This is a genomic window from Salinibacter sp. 10B, from assembly GCF_002954405.1.
Classification (GTDB): domain Bacteria; phylum Bacteroidota; class Rhodothermia; order Rhodothermales; family Salinibacteraceae; genus Salinibacter.
Genome location: NZ_MQWC01000004.1, coordinates 1,954,749 through 1,979,320 on the forward strand (window position 1 = coordinate 1,954,749; position 24,572 = coordinate 1,979,320).

Genomic DNA, 24,572 nt, shown 5'->3' on the forward strand with positions numbered 1-24,572 from the left:
CGCAGCCACTTCACCCACCTCATTCGCTCCGGAACGAATGCATGGGGCCCAGGCATTCCTGAATATTACTCTTTCATATTCCTACTTACTTTACCCCTCATATACTTCTGTACAAGATACTGATAGAACGCTACTTTATTTCTTCTTTTTACCAACTTCCTTCTCGTCCATGACATCAAAAGTGAAGCAAATAGCAAGGCAAATTTTTCAAATTGTCGCCCCATCGAGGTACGCTTCCCTCCATGCGGCACGGTCGAGACGTTTTTCGGAGTCGTACGAAAAAAGCTGCGGGTGCGACAAACTCACCGCAGAATGTATCGAAATCTTTGGATCTGCGACGGTGCAGGCGGGCCCATTCAAGGGATTAGAATTTCCGCCAGACACGCACCACCGGCATCTTGCCCCTAAATTGCTGGGGTCCTACGAGCATATTATCCACTCAAAAATTAAAGATTTTGCTTCCTCGTCCTACCAACAAATCCTTGACGTTGGTTCTGCCGAGGGATACTACGCTGTCGGGCTCGCTCTCCTTCATCCGGATACTCAAGTAGTGGCTTTTGATACTGATTGGTGGGCCCGAGATGTCACCCGAAAATCAGCTGCCCTCAATGGATCCCCGAATGTAGAGGTTGTTGGTGCATGTACTCCGACGTGGCTTAACAAAAACCTTCGGCCTCCCGCTCTCATCGTGCTCGACTGTGAGGGATACGAGTTTACGCTTGCGAACCCAGACGTAGTTGATTTCTCAAAATGCGACTTAATCATAGAGGTTCACCCCAACCAAGCATCAAACCGGGAGGCCGACATCGCCAGCCGGTTTCAGGACACCCACGATATTGACATCATTGACTGGAAATCTCCAGCCCCAGACATGTGGGCCTCTCGTCTTCCAAAGGCGCGACGTAGACAGGCCGTCTGCGAATACCGCACGGACGCAAACGACCAGTACTGGCTCGTTGCTAGCAGACAGCGCTGAGGAGAACATGACCCTCCTGAGCAAGCAGTACTGCCTGCTGCCCCTTAACTCGGATCGACAGCCTTCCTCCCGCTTCCCATGACCCGCATAGCGACCCATTCCCCACCGATCCACACAGTTCAGATCGGAATGAGTTGGTTTCCCGAACAGGCCGGAAACGGACTCGACCGGATGTACCACGGCCTCACGCAGCACCTGCCGGACACAGGAGTCTCTGTTCAGGGGGTGGTGGCTGGGTCGGAAAACGTCTATTCCACGTCCAATCAGGCGGTCTCGGCCTTCGCTTCCGACAGCAGCTCTCTTCTATCCCGCCTAACAGGAGTCCGACGAGCCGTCAATCGAATTCTTCAGAATGCGCCTGTGGATCTTATCGCGTCCCACTTCGCGCTCTACACCGCCCCTACCCTTCCCGCGATCGGCGACCGACCGCTCGTCATCCACTTCCACGGTCCGTGGGCACAGGAGAGTCGAGTCGAGGGCGCGTCGCCCCTCACCGTTCGGGCCAAGAAGTGGCTCGAAAACATCGTCTACCGGCGCGGGGTCCAGTTTATCGTTCTCTCTTCCGCGTTCCGTGATGTCCTGATTCGGGAGTTCGACGTCTCTCCCGAGAAAATCGAAATCGTACCCGGCGGGGTCCACGCCGATGCGTTCGACACGGGACGCTCTCGGCAAGACGCGCGCAGATCCCTTGGGTGGCCCACGGACTGTCCCACGATTGTTGCCGTTCGCCGGCTGGCCCGTCGCATGGGACTGGAAAACCTGATTGACGCCCTTCGAATGGTGCGGCGTCGTGTGCCCGACGTGCGCCTGTACGTGGCAGGAAAGGGACCGCTAGAAGCGGAGTTGAAGGCGCAAATTGAGCGATTCGAACTGGAAGACCACGTGCGTCTCCTCGGCTTCGTCCCGGAAGAGCAACTTCCCCTCGTGTACCGGGCCGCCGACGTTTCGATCGTTCCGACCATTGCCCTTGAAGGATTCGGCCTGATCACGGTCGAGTCTCTCGCCGCGGGCACACCCGTGCTCGTGACGCCGCACGGTGGACTCCCGGCGGTGGTTTCCGATCTAGACCCAACGCTCGTCCTTCCCGGAGACACCGCCGAAATACTGGCCAGCGGGCTCGTTCAGTCGCTTCGTGGTCGCCGCTCTCTTCCCTCTACAGCCGAATGCCAGCGCTATGTCCGCGAGCGCTTCGACTGGCCCGTCATTGCTGCGCACACGCGGCACGTCTACGAAACCGTTCTCGCCTAATCGCTGCCATCATGTCTCCTCGCGTACTTTTCGTTGACCACACGGCCAAACTTGGAGGGGGCGAACTGTCCCTCCTCGCAGTGGCCACCGCCTTCCAAGACACGAGTCAGGTGGTGTTGTTCGAGGAGGGTCCCTTTCTCGATCGTTTGCAAAAAAACGGCGTTGACACGACCGTTCTCCCCGCTCCAACGACGCTCGACGGCATCCGCCGGGAGGGCTCTCTACTTGATAGCGTGCGAGCCCTCCCGGGCCTCTGGCGACTCATCTGGCGCCTGGCCCGCCTAGCCCGAGACTACGATGTTATTCTGGCCAACTCGCAGAAGTCGATGCTCGTCGCGGCCCTTGCCGGCTTCCTTGCGCGACGACCCGTAATCTGGAACTTGCGGGACCTGATGTCGCCCGCCCACTTCGGGTTAGTGCAGCGGCGGGTCGGAGCGATCGTGGCTACAGCCTTCGCATCGCACGTCATCGCAAACTCGTATGCAACGCGCGACGCACTGGTTGCGAACGGGGGACCCGCAAATCGGATCTCCGTCGTGCATAATGGCATTGACGCATCCCCTTTCCTTGCTGTCACGCCTGACGACGTGGCCGCCGTTCGCCGCGAGCTTAATCTGCCGTCTTCTGGTGTGGTGGGGGTCTTTAGCCGATTGGCCGAGTGGAAAGGGCAGCACGTGCTTATCGAAGCATTGCGCGACCTCCCGAACGTTACGGCCCTTCTGGTTGGCGATGCGCTGTTTCCCGAAGACGAACACTACGCTGCCCGCCTCCGGAGCGACGTCGAACGGTGGAACCTGCACGATCGCGTGTGGATGACCGGGTTCCGGAACGACATTCCCGTGTTGATGCAGACCTGTGATGTCGTGTTGCACACCTCCACCGCACCCGAGCCGTTTGGACGAGTCATCGTGGAGGGCATGTTGGCCGGACGGCCGGTCATCGCCACCAACAAAGGAGGACCCGCTGAAATCATTGTCGACGGTGACACAGGAGTTCTAACCCCTGCCGACGATCCCCAAACGCTCCGCCTGGCCCTGCGGCACATGCTTGACAACCAGGAGTCTGCCACCTTGCTCGCCCGAAAGGGACACGCACTGGCTCGTTCCAGGTTTTCGACAGCAAATATGGTGGAAAGGGTACAGTTCTTAATTGGGAAGGTCCTTCAGAACTCCCCAAAGAGCACATCAGCCGGACGCATCTCATCTCGTCGTCCTGCGTCCGTGTAACCCCTTCACTTCCCCTCTGTTATCATGTTTTCTTTTATTCAGGTTCTTAAAAATCTCGGCGGTGGGCGTGGCACATTCATTCGCAAAGCTGCTCCCGAAAAGGTCGGAAGCATTCTCGATATTGGCTGCGCGTACGGATGGGAACTCAATGCACTGTCAAACAAGGCCGACCGCCTCGTAGGAATTGACATTGACGAGGCAGCACTAGCACAGGCCCGTGAGCAGTACCCGCACCTTACGTTTCTTTCATGCAACGCAACCGACCTCCCATTCGACGACCATGAGTTCGATGTCGTCATCCTGTCGGAGGTGCTCGAACACGTAGGGGAGGAAAACAAGCAACTGGTCATTGATGAGGCTTATCGCGTTCTCGCTTCCGGCGGACGCCTCATCCTTACAGGCCCGTTTGACGGAGCTACTGCATGGGCCGATCCCCTTGACTTCAAGCGACGATTCCCCACCCTTTACCAACGATATTTACAGGTAAGTGGTTACCATCCCAAGACTGCGATAGAAGTGGGCCACAAACACTTGTCTCTTCCAGAGATCCAGCAGCTCTTTCGTGGGAACTTTGATCCCCAAGAGACATGGTTCACTGGGCTTTTCTCCCCCTTCCTCACCTGGATACTTACCGTGGGCGAGCGAACAAACCTCCTCCCGGATGGGCTGGTCAAACGTCTGAATCAGCTTCGTGCGTGGGAGGGGGGCGTCTCATACCCGAAAGCACTCGCATACAATATCCGTCTCGTTGCGCGCAAGCGAGATTGCCCACCACAAGTTGTTCAAGCCTGAATAGTGAAGCCGTCCCAAGCGTATTGATCAGAGAAGGAGCGAGGGACAGTGTAGAACTCGGAAAAGCCCTCTGGTCTTCCCTGTAATCTATTCCAGAGGACCTCTCGAATTTTCCCCAATCGAGCTCATTTCCTAACCTCCACACCTTTCTCTCATTCCAACTTTGAAACTGTGCAGAATTCAATCGCAGGAAAAAGTGAATACGGACCTTCCTCCTCAGTAAAAATGCCAAGGAGAACAAATTACGCATGCTGAACGTCTCGCTTCTCATTATGAGTTCAGCCACATAAAGAGGGAATCTCCGTAAGTGCCCTGTCTTCAACCAACCTGTCGTATTCGCTCCCCTCTCCCATCTCATTTCTTTTTTTCGGGGGCTCTCTTTCTCCGATAGCTCGATAGGTCGAACTACGCTCTCATCTCCGACTAAGGAGGGGACGCCGTTCCTTTTCTACCCTCTTTAAGGGAGTCTTCGCGGCATACTCGTTGTGCCTCGTATTCGACGGTTTCTTGCTAAGCCTCTGCTCTCGTCATACTGGAGCGGACCCGCCGTCCTCCCCCCACATCGTAGACTTATATTTCTGTTATGATGGCTCCCCCGTCGACGTCCAGTTCTTCGCGCTTCAGTGCATGGTTGCAACTCCCAACAGTTGGAGTCGTGCTGGGCATCCTCATGTTCACTGTAGCCATTACCGCTTTCAACGGGGAGCTGACAACAGTGCGTACCCAGGGAGCCGACAATACAGTCACACTCCCGATCCTTGTATATCCCGATGACGGCCAATCGAGTCACATAGAGCGCGTGACCGTGAACGCCTCCGACGTATCCAGCGTGGATAGTCTCTATTTCCAGATGCACCAGCCCTCCTACCATCTGGGGGGGGTTCAAACCGATGAACAGGACGGTTTTGACACTGAAGGTGCCGCCTCGATTCGACTAAACGACGGTCCTTGGATTGACGTCCGAAACAATACCGTAGACTGTCCCCCTCCGGAATCTCGTCACGGATGTGTGGGGGGAACCTCAGCCACGATTCGGTTCACTCTTCCCGCCTCTGCGTCCGGGGCCCTTCAAGACGGGGCAAACACCATCGACTTCCGATTCAACGGCACAGACGGCATTCGATCCGGCTATCGCGTGCTCGGAATCGGATTCATGGAACCAGGAGATCCCGACGCCCGAGATTTTGACGCCTATGCGGACGACTACAACGGTGACGGAATGATGGATGGTGTCATTGACGGCACCACCTGGACGTGGGACGATCCCTCGAACTGGACCTCCCCTTCTGACGGAAATGCCTCAAATGGAGCCGACCTCTGGAGTCAGCGGGACATTCTCGTTAATGGGACCGATGAATCGATTACGGCTTCGTGCTCAAGCTGTCACCTCAAGGACGGAACCGACCTGAAGTATTTCGGCTATTCCAACCGCTCCATCGTTTCCCGAGCTCGTTTTCACGGACTCTCGGCTCAACAGGGAAAAGACATCGCCGCATACATTCGGTCTCTTACCCTTCAAACCGAAGGCGGGACGACGTACGACCCGCCAGGTCGCCCTTGGGATCCCCCGTTTCAACCGGGCCCCGAAATGCTCGGGTCGAATCAGCCCGCCGATGAGGGCGCTGCAGCCTACTGGATGGCGGGCGCGGGCCTGCGGTGGGTTCTTGACAATCAGCGAGAACAGCCAAACACCGAGCGAGACATGCTGGCTCATATTTTCCCCAAGAATGGGGACCCGTCTCAGGGGATTGATTACATCGAGAGCGGTCCCCATGCCGGTGACCTCAACTGGAGGCACATCCACATGGACTCGACGCTCAATTTACGTCGCATCCCTCTTGCTGTGCAGTTGCCGGACTGGAACAATTGGTTGCCCGACGTACACCCACTCGACTTCCATCCCGACATGACATCGACGGCCCCCTGGTCGTACCTCAACGGGGAATTCAGCCAATTGGTCGACAATGACGATGCTGGCGATGCCAACTGGGCAATCCGGTCGTTTCGGGATAAGACCCGCGAAATCGGCTGGCCGAAAAGCATCGACGGGGCAAGCATGATCGGCTCTCCGACGGATAACGAAGTGGCTCTTGCTCGCCTTTCGAGTCAACAATGGATCACCATTCGGGTGCTTAACGCCCTCTTCGACAACCACTTATTCGACAACGCGGGCGAAGAGTATTGCAATTATCAAGAACAAGACTACCACAGTTGGTGCGAACCCCGTTCCTGGCTGAGCGGGTCACGGATGCTCTTTCAACTCGGTCCCCATGTCAACGGGACCCTCAGTGGAGACCCGGAATATGGATACGGCGACCGGGCCCACAGCGTCCACATGACCCACCTTTGGTACCATGCTCAGCTTATCGTTAATCCCGGAGCTCGAGACCCCGGAGGCATTTCACCGGTCGACTGGAACTACCAGCAGGCCTTCATTACGGGCCCACACCCTACCGCTCTTCGAACCCTTACGAGTTCGGTTACGAAGTGGCAGCTCGTTTCGAACAAGCTCGGCAACAACCCAGAGAAATCAACGCGTTTTGTCTCGTCTTGGAATCCTGGGGGATTCAGATGGACGTTCCTCCTCAGCGATCTCTCTCCCTCCTGGAGAGGACTGTCTCACAATACCACGGGCAAAGTTGTGGAGGCGGCCTTCCGAACCTGGTGGCATGAGACAAAGAGCTATGATCCGAGCAGTTTCCCTCGTGATGCCGAAAGCGATCCCCGGATCTTTGATCATGAGGACATCGAGATCAAACCGGCCACGAACGTCCCGGAGTGGGAAAGCCAGTCCCGCTATTATCAGGCTTGGCGATCTATTGCCGACGATCACGGAGACGAGTTGGCAGGAGTCCTTGACTCGATGACCACGTGGGCCGGAAAGATGTGGCCAAAGGGAAACGATGAGTCGCTTATGGGAGACTACCCGACGTGGGACGAAATCATCGACTACACCCCGTCTGATACCACCAGTCAGAACATTACACTCACGTCCGGTTGGAATCTTATTTCCAGCCGCCTGACTCCTTCGGACGGATCGATGGATGTGCTCTTCTCGGACGTAGAGACGGACCTCGCGATCGTCCAGAACCAGCAGGGCGATGCCTACGATCCGACAAGCTCAAGCAATTCACTTGAGACCTGGGACGACAGCCAGGGCTACCGAGTCTACATGACCACGGACCGGACCATGACGATTGACGGCACAGCCCTGGAATCGCCGAGCCTCACCCTAAACGAGGGATGGAATATCGTCCCCTACTACCCGTCCAGCAAAATGCCGGTCGATGACGCATTTGCGTCGATTATCGACAAGGTCGACATCGTGAAAGACCAGGCTGGCAACTCGTACATCCCTGCTCGCGGGCTCGACGAGATTGGCTCGTTACAACCCGGACAGGCGTACAAGGTGTACGTAAGTGCGTCCACCTCCTTCTCCTATCCATAAGTACCACACGCAGGGAGGAACGGAATCTGACGTTCCTCCCCCCATTCCCACATAGCGTACATCCTCGAAGCCCCTGGGAGCGCCTCTCCCAGGAGCGTTCGTGTTTCTTCTCCTCTCATCTCAAGTCCCCGCTTTATACGACGTCCGGTTGCAGGCTTCAGGGACGAAGGGACCCTGCCTTGGCAGGCGAGGAAAACGTCGGTTCCTGCGCTGAATGAAACGGCATCTCCGAACAGGGAACCCCCGTGGCCTCACAAGTGCGGGACTGCTCGTCTCTCCTCACGCCTTCCGCTCTCCTCACACGGGAGGCCCCCGTCGGAGAATACTGCCCCTAAACGGGCGGATTCCGCCCCACATTCCTCAAATCTTCAACACGAAATTACTCGACGGGGACTACAGTATTCTGGCTCATACACTCAATATGGGCCGAGCGGACGGTTTGGTGTCATGCATTCCGTTGTTCTTACCGGGCACGTCCCAATTTCGTAATGTGCTTCCCTTTTCTGTCCAGACCGGCCAATAACCTTCAAACGGGCGATTCCATTTCCCAATCGCCCAGCCGTTCCACTTCTTCCGACCATGAGATCTCCCCGACCGGACCGAAGGTATAATCTTCCAGTCCCCTTCGCGCTCACATCTACGATTTCTCCCAGCCCGACATGTCTGATGCTCACACAGGAGAGAATCCGCTTTGAAACGTAACCGTGGTCACAGGCAGGCACACTGGGACTGCTCCAAAAGGAGACCGCGGTACGACCTTTGGGATGAGATGCGGACAACTGACGCTCTTTCCCGCTTCTCCCCCTCCCTCATGCGCCTTTGGACTCTCCTGCTTGCCCTGCCCCTTTGCCTGTCGTCCATCGGTCCCGCACAGGCCCAGTCGTTTCACTACGCGGAGAATTGCGTCTCGAATGTCGACAACGCCACCGTCCTCCTTCCCTCCTCCGCGAATCTCATCCTTCCGGACGGGACCTCGCTCGCCCCGTCGGATACCCTCGCGCTTCGCAATGCGGACGGCGACTGTGCAGGATACGGTGCTTGGTCAGGAAATGACCTCGCGGTGGCTGCGTCCGGTCCGGCCATCATCAGCGAGGCCCCGAGCGGCTACCAAGACGGGGCGCCGCTCACGTTCGAGGTGTACGACGTGTCGGACGATCGCGTCGTGAATGTGGGAGGACGCGTTGCTTATGCCTCGTGCGACAATGTCGACGTCGCAACGTGTCAAGACGATGGCACCTACGCCAATGGGGCATTCTTCGTACTCGATGCCCTCAATGCGTCGGCCCTCCCGGTGGAACTCACCGATCTTACGGCCGCCCGGGAAGACCGGCGCGTTCGCCTCGAATGGGCCACCGCTCAGGAGACCAACAACGCGGGCTTTGAGGTGCAGCACCGTCTGGCCGATGAGAGCGCCACTGCCTGGACGACAATTCAGTTTGTGGACGGGGCAGGCACGACCTCCACTCCAACCTCCTATACCTTGAAGACGGATCCCCTTGAGGTGGGAGCCCACGAATTTCGCCTTCAGCAAATCGACCAGGACGGGAGCACCTCCCTGAGCACGACGGTGACGGTCGAGATGACGCTCGACGAGGCCTATCGGCTTTCCCCCGTCGCCCCCAATCCCGTCCAGTCCGAAGCCCGACTGTCTATCACAGTGCGGAAGACCCAAAACGTCACTGTGTCAATGTACAACGTTCTGGGCCAGCGCGTGGCCACGCTGTACGATCGCACGCTCTCGGCCAACCAGAAGCAGGACATTCGCATTCCGGTCCAGAATCAATCGAGTGGCTCCTATTTCCTCCGCATTGAGGGAAAAACGTTTACCGACACGCAGCGACTGTCGGTTGTTCAGTAGTCTATTCGGGCTCCGAGGAGGCGCACTCCGACGTCAAAAACTCCTCGACGATCGAGTTAAAGGCCTCTGGCTTTTCGACGGGCAGTGCGTGACGGGCATCGTCCACCACGGCCACCCGCGCGTCGGGGATGCGAGTCGCAATCCGGTTCTTGGTGGCGACCGGCGTATAGTCGTGCTCCGCGGCCACGAGCAACGTAGGAGCGGAAAGAGACGAGAGCCGCTCCCTCACACTCCACCCCATAATCGCATCAATGGACCACAGGTATGCCTGCCGATCGTTCTGTGACCAGCGCTTGATAAATTCGCGGCGCAGGTTCGTCTGGTCCGGCTTCGGGAAGAGTCGTCCCGCAATAATTTTCCCCACGCGCCGCATGCCCAGCAGCTGCACGGCTGTGCGTCGCGACACGTAAAACCAGATGTCATTCCACGTCCGCAACCGGGCATCGGCGGTGCTATTGACCACGACGAGGCGTCGGACGAGCCGGGGGGCGTCGAGACCCAGCTGGAGGGTCACCATCCCCCCCATCGACAATCCCACGATATGTGCAGGGGTCGCATCCAGCGTCCGCAACGTCACGGCCACGTCTCTAGCGAACTGCGCCATGTGATAGGGCCCCTGTGTGGACTCCGAACGCCCGTGTCCCCGAAGATCTAGGCGGATCACGCGATAGCGATCGGCAAAATGGGACACCTGCGCAAACCAGTCCCGCGTGCTCGAGCCGAGGCCGTGAATAAAGAGCAGGGGAGGACCCGTCCCTTCTTCGTCGTAGTAAAGCCGTGCATTATCGACCGAAAGGTAGGGCATGCATACACCGGAACCAGCGAATCATCGTATTGAGCCGATGCCTGCTACCTTTTCGATTCCGGATCGTTCATTTCAGCACGGTCTTTGACGGCCCTTTCCGCCCTTCACGAATGTGAACTCCACAGAGAGCCGACCGAGGCGGGATCAATTTATAACACGGTGCGTCAAAATACACACGAATGACGCGTTGCGTTACGAATGTCCGATTCATCCTGGTTTCTCATGGCCCGCCGCATCAAACGATACGACAACCGGAAGCTCTACGACACCGAGGCAAGTGAGTACGTCTCGCTAAGCGACATCGCTACACTTGTTCGACGTGGGGAAACGGTAGAGGTGGTGGACAATGCTACGGACGAAGACCTGACGGCTCAAACCCTCACGCAGATTATTCTGGAGGAGGGAAAGGACGGCCGCCACGTCATTCCGTCCGATCTTCTGCACCAGATCCTCCGACGCAGTGAGGAGATGGTTGATACGAGCATCGACCAGATTCGGTCGACCGTCGACGACTTGGTGCAGAGTTCGCTGGGGCGCCTGAAGCAACTCGTGCAAACCCCTCGGGCCCAGGAACTGGACGAGCTACGCTCCCAACTGCGTCAGCTTGAACACCGACTCTCCGTCCTTCTCGACAACTTGGATGAGGAGCGACCGCCTTCGTCATCCGACGCCCCTCCGGCTGCGGCGGATGTGGATCGTTCCTCGTGATGTCTCCCTCCAGACCGCCGGTGAAGGCGACCGCACGTTCGCTCAATGCACTCACAACCAACACTTCGACCCATGACTGCTCAAAGCAAGAAACCCAACGACCGTACCGATACCCTTCAAGACGAACTGACCCAACGCGGCCGCGACGTGTGGCTGGCCGGCCTCGGAGCCCTTGCCACGGTGGAAGAGGAAGGCAATAAGCTTTACAACCGCCTCGTGGAGCGGGGCAAGGAGTTCGAGGAAGAACGGCGAAAAGAGCTAAAGGAAGCCGAAGAGGAGGTTCGAGAAAAGGGCGACAAGGCCCTCACCCAGCTCGAAGAGGCCGGCGAGGAAACGCAGTCCCTCCTGCTCGACACCGTTAATTCCGCCCTGGAACGCTTCGGCGTTCCCACGCGCTCGGAGGTTGATCGCCTCTCCGAGAAGGTGGAGACGCTCTCGAAACAGGTGGACGAGCTGTCGAGCACCCTTTCGGACCGGAACGCCCAGACGGACGGCAAGAAGTAACCCTCCATCGCCGAAAAGTACGGAGGAGTCCCGAAGCACGGGGCTCCTTTCGTACGGCGTGGCACTGTTTTTGTCACTGCGAAGGAACGGGCCATTCTTTGAGTTGTGAAGCTCATGGCATCGACCTGTGGGGCGCACTGGAACCGCTTCCGTACTCCCCCAATACAGTCTCCTGATTCTCTCACAGACATGGAGCATTCACGATGACGACGAACGGACGAACCGGCCGCAGTACCATCGGCCTCGGGTGTGCCGGAGGCGTGATCGAAGGGGCCATATACGAAATCGGCGCCCTTAGCGCCCTCGACGAGGCGGTAGAGGGCGTAGAGCTGCACAACCTTGATATGTACGTGGGCGTCAGCTCTGGGGCCCTCATCGGGTCGATGCTCGCAAACGGGGTGCCGGCCCGTACCCTCAGCCGCGCTGTGATTGGGGAGGCCGCCGATCCAACCCTCAACCTAAACCCCGAGGTGCTCTTTCGGCCCGCCATGAGAGAGTACGCCGGACGCCTCTGGAAACTGCCCAAAACCCTTGCGTCTTCCCTTCGCTACTACGCCTGCAACCCGAGGGATCTTTCCCTTTTCGGCCTCCTGTCCACGTTTGGGTCGGTCCTCCCAACAGGCTTCTTCACCAATGCCCCGCTGGAACGCTTCCTTTCAGAAGCTTTCTCTACCGGCGGCCGGACCAACGACTTCCGTCGCCTGAAACGTCAACTCTATGTCGTGGCCATGCACCTCGACTCGGCCAACGTGGTCGTCTTTGGCGAGCCGGGACACGACCACGTGCCCATTTCTTCTGCCATCCAGGCCTCAACTGCACTGCCCGGCCTCTACACACCGGTGGAGATTGACGGACGGCAATACATCGACGGTGTGGCTCGTCGCACGGTGCACGCCAGCGTGGCCCTCGATGCCGGGGCCGACCTGCTCTTCTGCATCAATCCCATCGTGCCAATCAACATTCAGATAAAGCAGCACGCCGGCCGCCTGCTGGACGACATGGATGCGCCGCCGTCCCTTGCAGACCGGGGCTTGCCTACGGTGCTTTCGCAAACCTTCCGCGCCATCGTAGACTCCCGCAAGAAAACGGGCTTCAAGAAGTACGAGCACACCCATCCGGACGCCGACCTGCTCCTCATTGAGCCGGAGTGCGACGATACGAGTCTCTTCTTCTCGAACATCTTCAGCTTCAAGAACCGCCACGACGTCTGCGAGCACGCCTACCAGGCCACGCGACGCCACCTTCTCAACCGGGCCGACGAGATCGGACCAATGCTGGCACGCCACGGCCTCACCCTTCGCCTGGATGTACTCCAGGACGAATCGCGCTCGCTTTACAAGGATCCCCCTACGCCCCTGCCCGCAACGGAACGGAATGGCGAACACGACGCCTCCACCGCCGATGTGTTGCGGGAAACCGATCAGGTGTTGGATCGACTCGATGAAGTTCTCGCCCGCGTCCGCTCTGAAGCGGCGTAACTCGTTTCCGAGCTGCCAGCTCCGGTGCAGCCTCGAAGCAGCCCCCACGTGTCGACTGCTCACATTTCACCAGGATGACGACGGACGGCCGACGATGGACGGCCATCCAGCATGCTCTTTGACCGCTGAGAACAGGCTGTGCTACAGTGTGAAGTATGTGCAGTGCTCCGGTGTGCTCCTTCCAAGAAACCCGCACCTTCGTCGCTCTAGGGCATCTGTGTAGGTTTTTGGGAATGTCCGCAAGATGCTGCACCGGTTCTTTCAGGGCACAATCCAGTGGTGCGGAGCTGTTCCGGCCTTGAAAAGTCAGGCGCCCGGACGGCGGGAAGGGAGGCGTCTCTGCTGCGCGTCGTTGCTTGAACGGAAGCGAGATTACCGATCTGAGATCGGTTGACGCGCAGAGCCCCCCGGAGCAGGGAATCCGGGATTCCCAGCGTCAGCCTGAGTTTTCACAGCCCTTGATCTTTTTGGTTCGTTTTTCGATCAAGCGAAAAATGAACGTTCATGATTGAAAACAGGCATTTGCCTTATCGCGAAGCAAAAGGGCCGAGGAAAGCGATTCTCCGTACTGCGGTTAATCACATAAATCCACAGAGATGTCCAGGAGCGACGATGGTGGCCGTTTCTGGCGGCTGAAAGCGGCCCCACATGCAATCTACATGTGGCACAAGACGTGCCGAGAACATTTAGTGGGAATCGGCTTACCAGCACGGCGGTCGGCCATCGGCGAGCTCTCTGGCAAGACAATCGCCTCTCACCAGAGGAGACGGATCTGGTCCTTCATCGGAGCAGATCCGTCCGTCCCCCCATACGCCCACACTCCCATACATTTCGGGCACACCCACGTGGCCTACGGGCAGCGGAGCCTCCCTCCTTTCATCCGACGTGTCCAATCTCCGGCCGCCACTCTACAACCGCCGCGACACTCGAGGCTGCACCTCCTCCTTCCAACTCGAAAAGCGATCTTCCCGAATGGCGGCCCGTGCCTCGCGCATGAGCCAACAGTAAAACGCCAGGTTCTGCTGAGACGCAATCTGGAGCCCCAGGTACTCGCGTGATTTCTGAAGATGCCGGACGTACGCCTTCGTGAAGGTTTGCGACACGTACGTATCGAGCCCCGGATCGATGGGCGTGTGATCGTCGGTCCACTGGGCATTTTTAATATTGATGATGCCCTCCGTGGTAAAGAGCTGCCCGTTGCGCCCGTTGCGCGTGGGCATCACGCAGTCGAACATGTCGACGCCCCGGGCCACGTTCTCCAGTAAATTGGCGGGCGTGCCCACGCCCATCAAGTAGCGCGGCTTGTCGGCCGGCAGTTCAGCCGTGGTCACCGACACCATTTCGTACATCTGCTCGTGCGGCTCCCCTACGCTGAGCCCCCCAATCGCGTACCCCGGAAAGCCGAGGTCGACCAGTGCCCGGGCCGATGCCCGACGCACCTCCGGATACACCACTCCTTGCACAATCCCAAACAGTGCCTGCTCGTGCCCGTAGCGCGGATCGGTCTCGTCGAACCGATCCTTGGCCCGCTCAGCCCAGCGCAGCGTGAGATCGTTGGACCGCCGAGCGTACGCCTTTGACACGTCCGCCGCCGGGCACTCATCGAGCACCATCATCACGTCGGCCCCCAGCGTGCGCTGCGTATCGACCACATTCTCAGGAGTAAAGAGGTGCGTATCCCCATCAATCGGATTCTTAAACTCGACGCCCTCCTCCGAGAGCGTAGCATGGTCACTCAGCGAGAAAACCTGATAGCCGCCCGAGTCGGTAAGCATCGGCCCCTCCCATCGCATAAATTCGTGCAGTCCACCGCCCCCCTCGATTACGTCCAGCCCAGGACGCAAAAAGAGGTGATAGGTATTGCCTAAAATCATCTCAGCGCCCACGTCCTGCCGGAGCGTGCGGGGGGACACCGCCTTCACGCTTCCGCGCGTGCCCACCGGCATAAAGATCGGCGTCTCCACCGTCCCATGGCTCGTGTGGAGGCGACCCGCACGAGCCGCCGACGAGGCATCCGTATGATCGAGCGTAAACGTCACGAAATGACGGGAGACTCAAGAAAAGACTCAGGACTGCGGCTGGGGCACCGGCTCCGGAACGTCGACGTCGGCCGTACGAATCTGTGCCTGCACGGCCTCCCGGTCCTCAGGATCGGGCAGGGCAACGACGACCGGTCCTTCGGCCGTACGCAGAAGCAACACCTCTTCCTCCAGCACACTTACAAACACATCCGTGTTGGCGTAGCGGCGGTAGTGCCGGTGGTAGGTTGTGGCCGAGATCGTCTCCACACGGTCAATATCCTCGTAGGGAACCGTGTGCGAGCGCGCCCCCTGCGTAAGCTCAAGAGCCGCGGACGTGCAACGCACCGCAACCGCGGGCCGAAATCCAACGAGACCAAGGGCTCCCAACAGCACGACCGATGCCAACTGGCCCGCCCAAAAGAACAGTTGCCACGAGGGATTGCTTGCCAGCACCGGCTTCAGAAGCGCCCACCCCAGATAGTGGGTCATCAACAGAACGAGAGCCAGGCCGGTTATCACAACAATAAACAGGGCCTCGGCCCGCCGTCGATCGGAGGTCCATGTCCGAATCGCACGCCCGAGAAGCGAGTAGCTGGGATCGAAACAACGTGGAGAGTCTGCTATGGGCGTCACAGTGACGGTGCTCGGTCTGTGAGCAAGAATGGACGGCGGAGCGGACCTCCAGTTGTGCGGATGGAGAATCTTGCCGAGCAATCATGGACTAGGAGCCGAAAGGGGCAGCCACGGGCCGCCTCGGCACCGCTCGTTCCTCCACGGGCACTCCTATCTGCAATGCCGAGCTCACCCTACACCGAATCACGGTGGTAAGCTACAAAGCAGAATCCCCAGCCCCAACCGCAACGGTCGTTCCGTCTTTACTCGAACCGATTTCGTGCTACCGAATCTCGAGAACTAGTATTACACTCCGAGTCCGGGTGAGTTGCCCTGGAGTCCTGTTCTGTGGATCTCTGTCTCCACAATGTTACTCAGACGCCAGAATTTGCGCCGTTCGCCTCGGTTTCCCCACCATACTCGCCGAGTTCGAGGGTCAATTCCTCGCGATAGGCCCGGTAGGCCGTCACCAAGATCGCAGTGAGGGGGACAGCGATAAGTAGGCCGAAGATGCCGAGAAACATCCCGAACGTGAGCAACGAGAATAGCACCAGCAGCGGGTGCAGCCCCACCTGATAGCTCAGAATATTGGGCGTCAGCACGCTCTGCTCAAGAAAGCTTTCCCCCAGCAGAACAGCGATCACCACGGCCGCCTTCACCCAGCCCGCTAACAGGAAAGCCACCAGTCCACCTACGACCAAAGCGATTATGGCCCCAAGCTGCGGGATAAAATTGAGCAGCCCGGCCAGCAACCCAATGATCAGCCAAAACGGTACGTCGAAGACGAAGAGGAGCACCGACACGTTGAAGGCGGCAATGGAGCTGATCATGAGTTGGCCGCGGAGGTACTGTCCCACGATGCTTCCGGCCTGCACGAGATAGTCGCGCCGCCCCCCCGCCGTCGGGAAGAGCTCCGTGAGGCTCGCCTGAATGTCGGGGTAGTCCCGCAACGTGTAGAAGAGCAGCACCGGCACGAGCGCCACGAGCGTGACGACGCCCAGCACGGACCCGAGCGAGGAGGCCACCCCCTCCACTGCCTCTGGCAACCGGCGGGCCTGCCGCTGCAGCAGCGCCTGCAGCTGCTGCAATGCTTCCTTCTTTTCGATGAGCCCGGTGCGTTCCAGGGTGTCGAGAACCGAGGACGAGGCCAACCACGACCGGAATCCGCCCACCCCGTCCAGCAGGCGATCCGACAAGACCTGAATCTGGTCGGTCACGCTGGGCGCAAGAATCAGAACAAACAGCGCAAAGGTGCCGACGACGGCCCCCGTAATCAGCAGCGAGGACGCCCAGCGCGGCAGCCGAAGCCGCTTGCGAAGGGCCGCCACGAGGGGATTCAATAGATAGGCGAGCAAGTACACCCCGACAAATGGGATGAGAACGCGACTCAGCTTGTCGATCGTCCACAGCAGTAACAGAACGCCCCCAGACAGCATGAGGGCACGGGCGGCCTTCTGGCGCCGGAGGGGCCAAAGCAGCAGAGCCCCTGCCAGTCCCACAAGGGGAGGATTGAGAAAGCTCCCTTCCTGAGGCGATACCTGCATCTGATACAGCAGGGCCAAAAAAAGCACCACTCCCCCGGCAATGAGCACGGTTTCGAACGCCGTGATGCGCTCGAAGGCCGATTGTGATACACTGTGCTCTGAAGAGGACGAACTGGACGCCGGCGTTTCGCTTTCCGCCTCAAACAGGGACGACGATGACGACTCTGGAGATTCAGATGGGGACGACATGGAGAACCTCTCGCACTGACAGAAACCAATCACCGACGATGGAAAGACCTGCTTCCTGCCTTCTCCGGCGTTCCCTGCTACAGCGAACAGCAGGCAGGGTTCAGGCCCGGCCTGTTACTCCAGTGCGCGCACAGCCCCTTCCACTACATCCTCGAACACCGACATCGGCAGGTCGAGCTTCGCCATCGTCTGCATCCCGAAGTACGTGTTCGCCAGAAAGTGGGCCATCGACTCGGCCTCACGCTCCTGCGAAAACTCTCCCTGTGCCTGTCCCCGCTCAACGAGAATCCGGAAGACCTCGTGCATACGAGCGAGGCTCTCACAGGCCCGCTCGTGTGTCTCGTCGTCGCAATGAGCCCGCTCCACCGCTGCGTTGGCAAGAAAACAACCCCGCTTCTCTCCCTGCCTCGGGATGCCCTCGTCCAGCAGATGCCGAATGGCAGCCCGTGCCGACCCAAACTGGTCGAGGAGTCCTTCTCCCCCTGTGGCCCCCTGACGGCGATAATGATCCAGCGCCTGCAGATACAACTCTTGCTTGCTCCCAAACGTGTTGTACAGACTGGATCGACTCAGTCCCGTTCGGTCCACGAGATCCTGTGCACTCGTCGCCTCGAAGCCCTGCTCCCAAAATAGCTCCATGGCCTGGTCCAGAACCTCTTCTGGATCGAACTCCTTCGTGCGAGGCATATTGTGGAGCCGTTGTAATGGGGAATGAGTCTGAGATATAAAAGCAGTATAGAAACGAACGTTCCAGTATTGACCGGCCGAAGGTCGCCGTGCGTGGCCCGGGCTCGTAAATGGCCGGGAGGCGGCCTCTGATCAACGATCGTGCCCAGACGGCGCGGATGCACAGGGAAACGCGATCATTCCGGCTCCATGGTAGAATCGAGTTCGAGTGCCCACGTCCACCGGTGATAATCCCGCAACGGAGTGCGGCATGCAGCCGTTCGAAAAGAAAGTCGATTTCTTTACGGGACGACGCTTGGATACGTAGAATTATCTTCGGTAGATGGTATTCATCTCCCATTCGGGTCTGGGGGCGTAGATTCATCCGGTCGGGGTTGCCCCTCCCTCTCTCGGGCACGCTCCTCAAGCCGCTCGGCCTGTTCGCGGAGATGCCGAGCCTGTTCGCGCAGCTGCTCCGGCATTTCTCGCTCCATCTGCCGCCGGAGGCTGTCCATGTGACGGCGCAGGCGATAAGCATCTGCACGGTGTTGGGTCACGAGACTGTCCGCCCGACGGGTGTATACTCGGGCAAGACTATCGGGATTGAGCCGCATTCGAAGGACGCGTTCGAGGCTGTCGGCATTAATGCGGGTGCGAACCTCGCGCTCAAGGCTGTCGGCGTCGATTCGAGCGTGGATTTCACGCTCGATGCTGTCGACGTTGATGCCTGCCCTGATGGCCCGATCGAGACTGTCGACGTCAATGTCGATATCCAGGTCCCCCAGTTCCGGCGGATCCGGGATTTTCGGCAGATCGAGAGTGTCGCGGTCCCCTCCTCGCCAGAACACGACCGTGCCGTCCCCGAGACTGTCAATCTCGAATGGGCCGCCCTCCCCGAGGCGAAGGGTGCGCTCCGTTGAATCGCTCCGGATGACGATTCTCCGCTCCCGTACCTTCGTTGTTGAATCGGTAGGAGATGCTTCTGCCGAGGTAGTCCCTTCTCTTTCTCTCGTCTCCATCACGTCCACGGTCTGCTCCGCCGTTGCGCGATCCGACTCCGTGTCTGCGGTCGACTGCTGTGAGGCACACGCGGCCAGCCCGAGCGGTAGACCCGTGAGGAGCAGAATCGCCGCCCCCATTGAGAGCCGCTGCACGTGCGTCGACGGGGCCTCGGACGGTGCGAGCACGCGTTGAATTCGCCCGAGTAATGATCCGTCGCTCGCCGCCGGGGTCCAGGCCGGAGACGTTCCGCCCACGGCCTGTTCTGCCAAAGTGGTGAGGGCGTTCGCGTACACGGTGCGCTTGGCGCCCGTATCCACTGCGAGAGCGTCACAGCAGGCTTCTCGGGTTCGGCGCACCTGCTTCGAAATCCACCACGTCGCTGGGTGGAAGAAGAGCAGCACTTCTACAACCGCCTGCAGGCGCCCCACCAGCACGTCGTGACGCCGGACGTGAGCCAGCTCGTGCCGGAGCAGTGCCTCTACCTGGTTCGGCGGAAAGCCGGTGAGAATTCCTGCTGGCACCAGCACGGCGGGCCGCCCCCACCCGACGACCATTGGACTGTCGATCCGCACCGATTGGCGAAGAGCCACCGGACCTGACACGCCCATCTCGTCCGCGAGGCGTCGCAGTCGATCCTGCCATTTGCTCGGAGCGGGTGTGCTCGTGCGGCGCAGTCGGCGGACGCGCCACGCCCCGCCGGCCAGCCGGATCGCATATACCACGACGCCGAAGCCCCAAACGACCACGATCCAAGGCAGGGCCGGCTGGAGCCCAGCGGCCGCCGTCTCGTACCAGGAGGCCGACCGGGCCCCCTCAATAGTTGTAGGTACTGGTGCAGACTCAACAGACGGCGCATCCACAGTTGCTGGGAGGACCGATGCGATTGGGGCTCCGCGTTCCTCCACGAGAACGTGCTCGCTCAGCAAGGTACCCGTGGCCACCGGTAGCACGAGAAGAGTGAGAAGCGCTGCACAACTCACGACGTAGCGAACCCGGGGCGGATGATCGTCCAGCAGGCGCAATGTCCCCGCCAGTAGCACAGCTACGAGCGCCCCCTGCCACACGAAGTGGAGGAGCGTCCACCCCAGCAGGTCGATGGAGGAAGCAGACAAAAGCGTCCAGAAGTCAGGCAGGGTCATCGGTCTCGTCGAACTGGTCTAGAAGATCACGGATTTGGTTAAGCTCGTCGCGGGACACGTCCTCGGTGGCGAGCGCCCGCATCACGAGCTGGCGCGCCGATCCCTCAAAGGCCCGGTCCAACAGGTCGCGGACGAGGCGGCGCTGCGTGTCGGCCTCCTCGATCACAGCCGCGTACACGTGGGCCCGGCCGGATTCGTCGCGGGTCACGAGCCCCTTCTCCAGCATGAGCTGCAAGTGCTTCAGCACGGTCGTGTAGCCCTGGTCGGTGTCGAGACGCTCCTGCACGGTGCGCACCGTGGCCGGGCCGTGTGTCCACAGCACACGCAGGATGGCGAGCTCAGCGTCGGTGGGGAGCGGTAGGTCGGGGGGCATGGAGGAGCGGTGAGAAACAAGATCACAATGAACGACTGCGTCTCCGTTACTCTTGTCGATTGTCGCTTTCTCGAACGCACAAGAGCACGGAAGCACGTAGGGGTGAATGTTCGCCCTCAAATACGAACTCGCTCGTACTTTACTACGAAGTCGTTCGTATGTTCTGAGATCATCGATTTTCTCCATAGGGCCCTTGAAATCGGGCCTCGTTTCAAGGCAAGCCATTTTCTTCTCTCCCCTCCCGCCCCATGTGCTTCTGAGTGAGGTTTGTGTGAGAGAAGCATCCATTCCGAACTCCGCCCCCCAACTTGCTTATGAGTATGGATGGTTTGCCGAAGATCGGCCTCCTCCTTCTCTTTGGTGTACCGACTCCGGTACGCCGTTTCGCGCCCCGCAACGAACCGATGACGCTTTCCCGTACATGATCGACGCTCTTTCTCCGGACGTTCTACGCACCCGCTTCGACTCGTCTCAGTTTGATTTCGAGACCACCGACGACCTGCCGGCCGACACCGAGGTTGTGGGCCAGGATCGAGCCGTCGAGGCCCTGGAGTTTGGGATGAACATCGAAAGCGACGGGTACAACGTCTTTGCTCTCGGTCCGTCGGGGACCGGTCGTCGCGAGCTCGTGCAGCATCTGCTAGAGAAGCAGGCCGAGGACGAGGAGACCCCACCCGACTGGTGCTACGTCAACGACTTCGATGAGGAGCGGGAGCCGAACGTCCTGAAGATGCCTCCGGGGCGCGGCCATGACCTGAAGGAAGACATTGACGATCTCATCGAGGAGCTCAAGACCGCCCTTCCCGCGGCGTTTGAAAGCGAAGAGTATCAGTCGCGCCGCGAGATGATTCAGGAGGAGGTGCGGGAGGACCAGGAGGTCGCCCTCGAACGGCTTCAAGAGCGGGCCCGCGAGGACGATATTGCCCTCATCCGCACGCCCCAGGGCTTTGCCTTTGCCCCCATCCGCGACGGCGAAGTGGTGGCCCCGGAGGAAATTGAGTCGATGCCGGACGAGGAGCGGGAGCAGGTCCAGACGCAAATCGACGAGTATCAGGAGGAGCTCCAGGAGATCCTGCGAAAGGTGCCGGAGCACGAGCGCGAGGCCCACGAGCGCATCGAAGAGCTAAACGAGGAAATGGCGGCCCTTGCGGTCGACGAATCCATTAACGTCCTCCGGCAAAAGTATAGCAATCTGGAGGCGGTGCTCGACTTTCTCACGGCCGTCCGGAATGACATTATCGAGAACGTCGACTTTTTCGTACAGGCGTCGCAGGACGGCGGACAGCAACAGGCCCAGCAGTCCCCAATGATGCAGCAGGGACAGCAGGGCGGGCAGCGGGGCGCCCCCCCAGACGGAGCCTTCTGGCGGCGCTACCGCGTAAACCTCATCGTCGATAATGGCGATACCGACGGCGCGCCGGTGATCTTCGAGGACAACCCGAACTACCAGAATCTCGTCGGTCAGGTGGAACAGATTGCCCAGATGGGCGCGCTGGTCACCGACTTTAATCTCATCCAGTCCGGCGCGCTCCACAAGGCCAACGGGGGCTACCTCATCGTGGAGGCCCGCGATTTGTTGACGCAGCCCTACGCCTGGGAGGGCCTGAAGCGGGCTCTCCAGAACGACGAGATTCAGATTGAATCGCCCGGACAGGCCCTCGGCCTTATCCGAACCGTCACGCTCGAACCGGAGGCCATCCCTCTCGACGTGAAACTCGTCGTCGTGGGCGAACGGCTGCTCTACTACCTCCTCGATGCCTACGACCCCGACATGGACCGGTTGTTCAAAGTCATGGCCGACTTTGACGAGCAGATCGACCGAGACGAGGGTCACGAAGGGGAGTATGCCGACCTCATTGCCACAATGATTGCGGACGAGGACCTGCGTCCCTTCGATCGTGCAGCCGTGACGCACGTCATGGAGCACAGCACGCGTCTCGTGAGTGACGCCGAGAAGCTCAGTGGCAAGATTGAGCGCATTCGCGACCTGGTGCAGCAGGCCCACTACTGGGCCGGGCAGGACGACGCCGAGACGGTGACCGATGCGCACGTGCAACAGGCCATTGACGCCCAGATCCGCCGTGCCGACCGGATGCGTGAGCGGATGCAGGAATCGATTGAGCGGGAAACGATCTACATTGATACGGACGGCGACGCTGTGGGGCAGGTTAACGGCCTTGCCTACCTCGACCTGGGCGGCTTCAGCTTCGGCAAACCAAACCGCATTACGGCCCGCACGCGGCTAGGAAAGGGAGAAATCGTAGACATCGAGCGCGAGGCGGCCCTCGGCGGCCCCCTTCACTCCAAGGGCGTGCTCATCCTCTCCGGCTTCCTCCAAGGACGCTTTGCCCAACAGTACCCGCTCTCCCTCTCGGCCAGTCTCGTGTTCGAGCAAACCTATGGCGGCGTCGACGGAGACAGCGCCTCGTCGGCGGAGCTCTATGCCCTTCTGTCGGCACTGGCGGACGTGCCCCTGCGGCAGGACCTCGCCGTCACCGGATCGGTGAACCAGCACGGCATCGTGCAGCCCATCGGGGGCGTCAACGAAAAGGTCGAGGGCTTCTTCGACATCTGCCAGGAGCGCGGCCTCACCGGCAAGCAGGGGGTGCTCATTCCGGCCAGCAACACCGACCACCTTATGCTTCGGCCCGACGTGGTGGATGCCGCCAAGGCGGGCGACTTTCACGTCTATCCCGTGGAAACTGTCGACCAGGGCATTGAGCTGCTGACGGGCCTCGAGGCCGGGACGCGAAATGAACAGGGGGCTTTCCCGAAGGGAACCATCAACGGAAAGGTGGAGGCGCAACTCCGCACATTTGCCAACCGTCGCCGCCAGTTTGCCCTCACAGATGGACAAATGGAATCGGTCGACGCGTGATACGTGATGAGTGATTCGTAAAGTGTGATATTGGGAAATAGTGTTCTCCCACGTCACAATTTCCGTATCGGACCGACGCTCCTCCCTTTGAACCTTTACGACCGTGTGCGCCATGAGCGAGGAGTCTTCCTCTTCCCCCCAGAACATTCTTGTGGCTCTCGACGCCTCCCCCCACAGCCGGGCAGCCCTCGACGCTGCCGTCCGGTTGGCCGCAACCTTCGAAGCCAAGGTGGAGGGACTGTTCGTCGAGGACGAGACGCTGCAGCGGGCGGCCCAGCTCCCCTTTGCGAAGGAAGTGCGCACGTACACCGCCCCACCCAAGCGTCTGAGCAACCAGCGCCTCCAACGCCAGCTACGCTACCGGGCCACATACGCCGAGCACACCCTCCAGCGGGCGGCCGAGCAGGCCGAGGTCTCCCACGCCTTTCGGACCGTAGAGGGGCAAGTGACAGAGGAGTTGCTGCGGGCCGCCGAAGGAACCGACCTTCTCATCCTGGGCAAAACAAGCACTGCCAGCAGTCGCCGCCGCCTCGGCAACACGAGCCGGACCCTCCTGTCTGACGCACCGACGCCGGTCATGGTGCTGCGAAAAACCGTGCCGGCCCAACATCCTCTTCTGGTCTACTATGACGGCTCGGACGCGGCCGACACCGCCCTCCGCCTCGTCCTCCAGATTTCGCGGCGGGCCGATGGCACCCCGATCCAGCTCCTCTTTCCGCCTCCGGAGGCCGACGTCGATCCGACCCGCCTCCGCAACCGCATTCAAACACGCCACGGGGAGGGGGATCTTCCCCTTCACGGTCGCCAGCTCACCCCCGCCGAGATGCACCGTCTCTCCGCCTTTGCCCGCGAAAAAGAGGGCCTCCTGGTGCTCCCTGCCGGATGCCCGCCCCTTTGCAATGTCCCCCTACAACAATTTCTCTACGAAATTGACCGCCCACTGCTCGTGGTGCGCTAGTGGTGCGTCACGTTTTCCATGTCGGGGAGACCGATGGGCCAGTGGACGGTCTTCAGGCTGCAGAATGCTGTATTCAACACAGCGTGTTCAATTCGGAATCCGACAGCTTCTGTTTGACTGGCCACTAGTTTCAATTTTCGTTTCGGG

General features: G+C 59.7%; 18 protein-coding genes. 11 read left to right on the forward strand and 7 right to left on the reverse strand.

Annotated features, from left to right (window positions below):
• Positions 1-169: 169 nt before the first annotated feature.
• From BSZ35_RS08215 to BSZ35_RS08240, 6 genes are all read left to right on the forward strand, one after another.
• Positions 170-976 carry a class I SAM-dependent methyltransferase gene (locus tag BSZ35_RS08215; RefSeq protein ID WP_105011983.1) on the forward strand — a complete coding sequence of 269 codons (807 nt, stop codon included), beginning with the start codon at positions 170-172 and terminating at the stop codon, positions 974-976.
• A 129-nt stretch (positions 977-1,105) separates the two neighbouring features.
• Positions 1,106-2,224, forward strand: coding sequence for a glycosyltransferase family 4 protein (locus BSZ35_RS08220; RefSeq protein ID WP_258096151.1), 1,119 nt, complete (start codon positions 1,106-1,108; stop codon positions 2,222-2,224).
• An 11-nt stretch (positions 2,225-2,235) separates the two neighbouring features.
• On the forward strand, positions 2,236-3,450 hold the full coding sequence (locus BSZ35_RS08225; protein WP_105011984.1) for a glycosyltransferase family 4 protein: 1,215 nt from the start codon (positions 2,236-2,238) through the stop codon (positions 3,448-3,450).
• Between the two features lie 24 nt (positions 3,451-3,474).
• Complete coding sequence (locus tag BSZ35_RS08230) at positions 3,475-4,242, forward strand: class I SAM-dependent methyltransferase (protein WP_105011985.1); 768 nt, start codon at positions 3,475-3,477, stop codon at positions 4,240-4,242.
• A gap of 583 nt (positions 4,243-4,825) precedes the next feature.
• A complete protein-coding gene (locus tag BSZ35_RS08235) occupies positions 4,826-7,690 on the forward strand; it encodes a hypothetical protein (protein ID WP_181149245.1) in 2,865 nt (954 codons plus the stop codon).
• A 769-nt stretch (positions 7,691-8,459) separates the two neighbouring features.
• Entirely contained in the window at positions 8,460-9,548 is a 1,089-nt protein-coding gene (locus tag BSZ35_RS08240) for a T9SS type A sorting domain-containing protein (protein ID WP_105011987.1), read from the forward strand.
• Between the two features lies 1 nt (position 9,549).
• On the opposite strand, the gene BSZ35_RS08245 is transcribed toward BSZ35_RS08240, so the two are convergent.
• Positions 9,550-10,353, reverse strand: a complete 804-nt coding sequence (locus BSZ35_RS08245) for an alpha/beta hydrolase (protein WP_105011988.1) — start codon at positions 10,351-10,353, stop codon at positions 9,550-9,552.
• 198 nt (positions 10,354-10,551) lie between these two features.
• Between BSZ35_RS08245 and BSZ35_RS08250 the strand changes: the two genes are divergently transcribed.
• The 3 genes from BSZ35_RS08250 to BSZ35_RS08260 all read left to right on the forward strand — a co-directional run bounded on the left by BSZ35_RS08250 (position 10,552) and on the right by BSZ35_RS08260 (position 13,043).
• Positions 10,552-11,061 carry a polyhydroxyalkanoate synthesis regulator DNA-binding domain-containing protein gene (locus BSZ35_RS08250; RefSeq protein WP_258096152.1) on the forward strand — a complete coding sequence of 170 codons (510 nt, stop codon included), beginning with the start codon at positions 10,552-10,554 and terminating at the stop codon, positions 11,059-11,061.
• A 72-nt stretch (positions 11,062-11,133) separates the two neighbouring features.
• Positions 11,134-11,565, forward strand: coding sequence for a phasin family protein (locus BSZ35_RS08255; protein ID WP_105011989.1), 432 nt, complete (start codon positions 11,134-11,136; stop codon positions 11,563-11,565).
• A gap of 203 nt (positions 11,566-11,768) precedes the next feature.
• Positions 11,769-13,043 (forward strand): patatin-like phospholipase family protein, encoded by a 1,275-nt coding sequence (locus tag BSZ35_RS08260; protein WP_105011990.1) that lies wholly within the window; start codon positions 11,769-11,771, stop codon positions 13,041-13,043.
• A 908-nt stretch (positions 13,044-13,951) separates the two neighbouring features.
• On the opposite strand, the gene tgt is transcribed toward BSZ35_RS08260, so the two are convergent.
• From tgt to BSZ35_RS08290, 6 genes are all read right to left on the reverse strand, one after another.
• Positions 13,952-15,082 carry a tRNA guanosine(34) transglycosylase Tgt gene (gene tgt, locus BSZ35_RS08265; RefSeq protein WP_105011991.1) on the reverse strand — a complete coding sequence of 377 codons (1,131 nt, stop codon included), beginning with the start codon at positions 15,080-15,082 and terminating at the stop codon, positions 13,952-13,954.
• A gap of 27 nt (positions 15,083-15,109) precedes the next feature.
• Positions 15,110-15,697, reverse strand: a complete 588-nt coding sequence (locus BSZ35_RS08270) for a hypothetical protein (RefSeq protein WP_219846613.1) — start codon at positions 15,695-15,697, stop codon at positions 15,110-15,112.
• Positions 15,698-16,050: 353 nt separating this feature from the next.
• Positions 16,051-17,409: an AI-2E family transporter gene (locus tag BSZ35_RS08275; RefSeq protein ID WP_105011992.1), complete on the reverse strand. Its 1,359-nt coding sequence runs from the start codon at positions 17,407-17,409 to the stop codon at positions 16,051-16,053.
• Positions 17,410-17,523: 114 nt separating this feature from the next.
• A complete protein-coding gene (locus tag BSZ35_RS08280; protein ID WP_105011993.1) occupies positions 17,524-18,096 on the reverse strand; it encodes a TetR/AcrR family transcriptional regulator in 573 nt (190 codons plus the stop codon).
• Positions 18,097-18,425: 329 nt separating this feature from the next.
• Positions 18,426-20,216: a M56 family metallopeptidase gene (locus BSZ35_RS08285; RefSeq protein WP_105011994.1), complete on the reverse strand. Its 1,791-nt coding sequence runs from the start codon at positions 20,214-20,216 to the stop codon at positions 18,426-18,428.
• Positions 20,203-20,589, reverse strand: coding sequence for a BlaI/MecI/CopY family transcriptional regulator (locus BSZ35_RS08290; protein ID WP_105011995.1), 387 nt, complete (start codon positions 20,587-20,589; stop codon positions 20,203-20,205). The genes BSZ35_RS08285 and BSZ35_RS08290 overlap by 14 nt, the downstream gene beginning before the upstream one ends.
• A 421-nt stretch (positions 20,590-21,010) precedes the next feature.
• On the opposite strand from BSZ35_RS08290, the gene BSZ35_RS08295 reads away from it, so the two are divergent.
• Positions 21,011-23,467: an ATP-binding protein gene (locus BSZ35_RS08295; RefSeq protein WP_105011996.1), complete on the forward strand. Its 2,457-nt coding sequence runs from the start codon at positions 21,011-21,013 to the stop codon at positions 23,465-23,467.
• A 112-nt stretch (positions 23,468-23,579) separates the two neighbouring features.
• Positions 23,580-24,425, forward strand: coding sequence for a universal stress protein (locus BSZ35_RS08300; RefSeq protein WP_105011997.1), 846 nt, complete (start codon positions 23,580-23,582; stop codon positions 24,423-24,425).
• Positions 24,426-24,572: the final 147 nt, after the last annotated feature.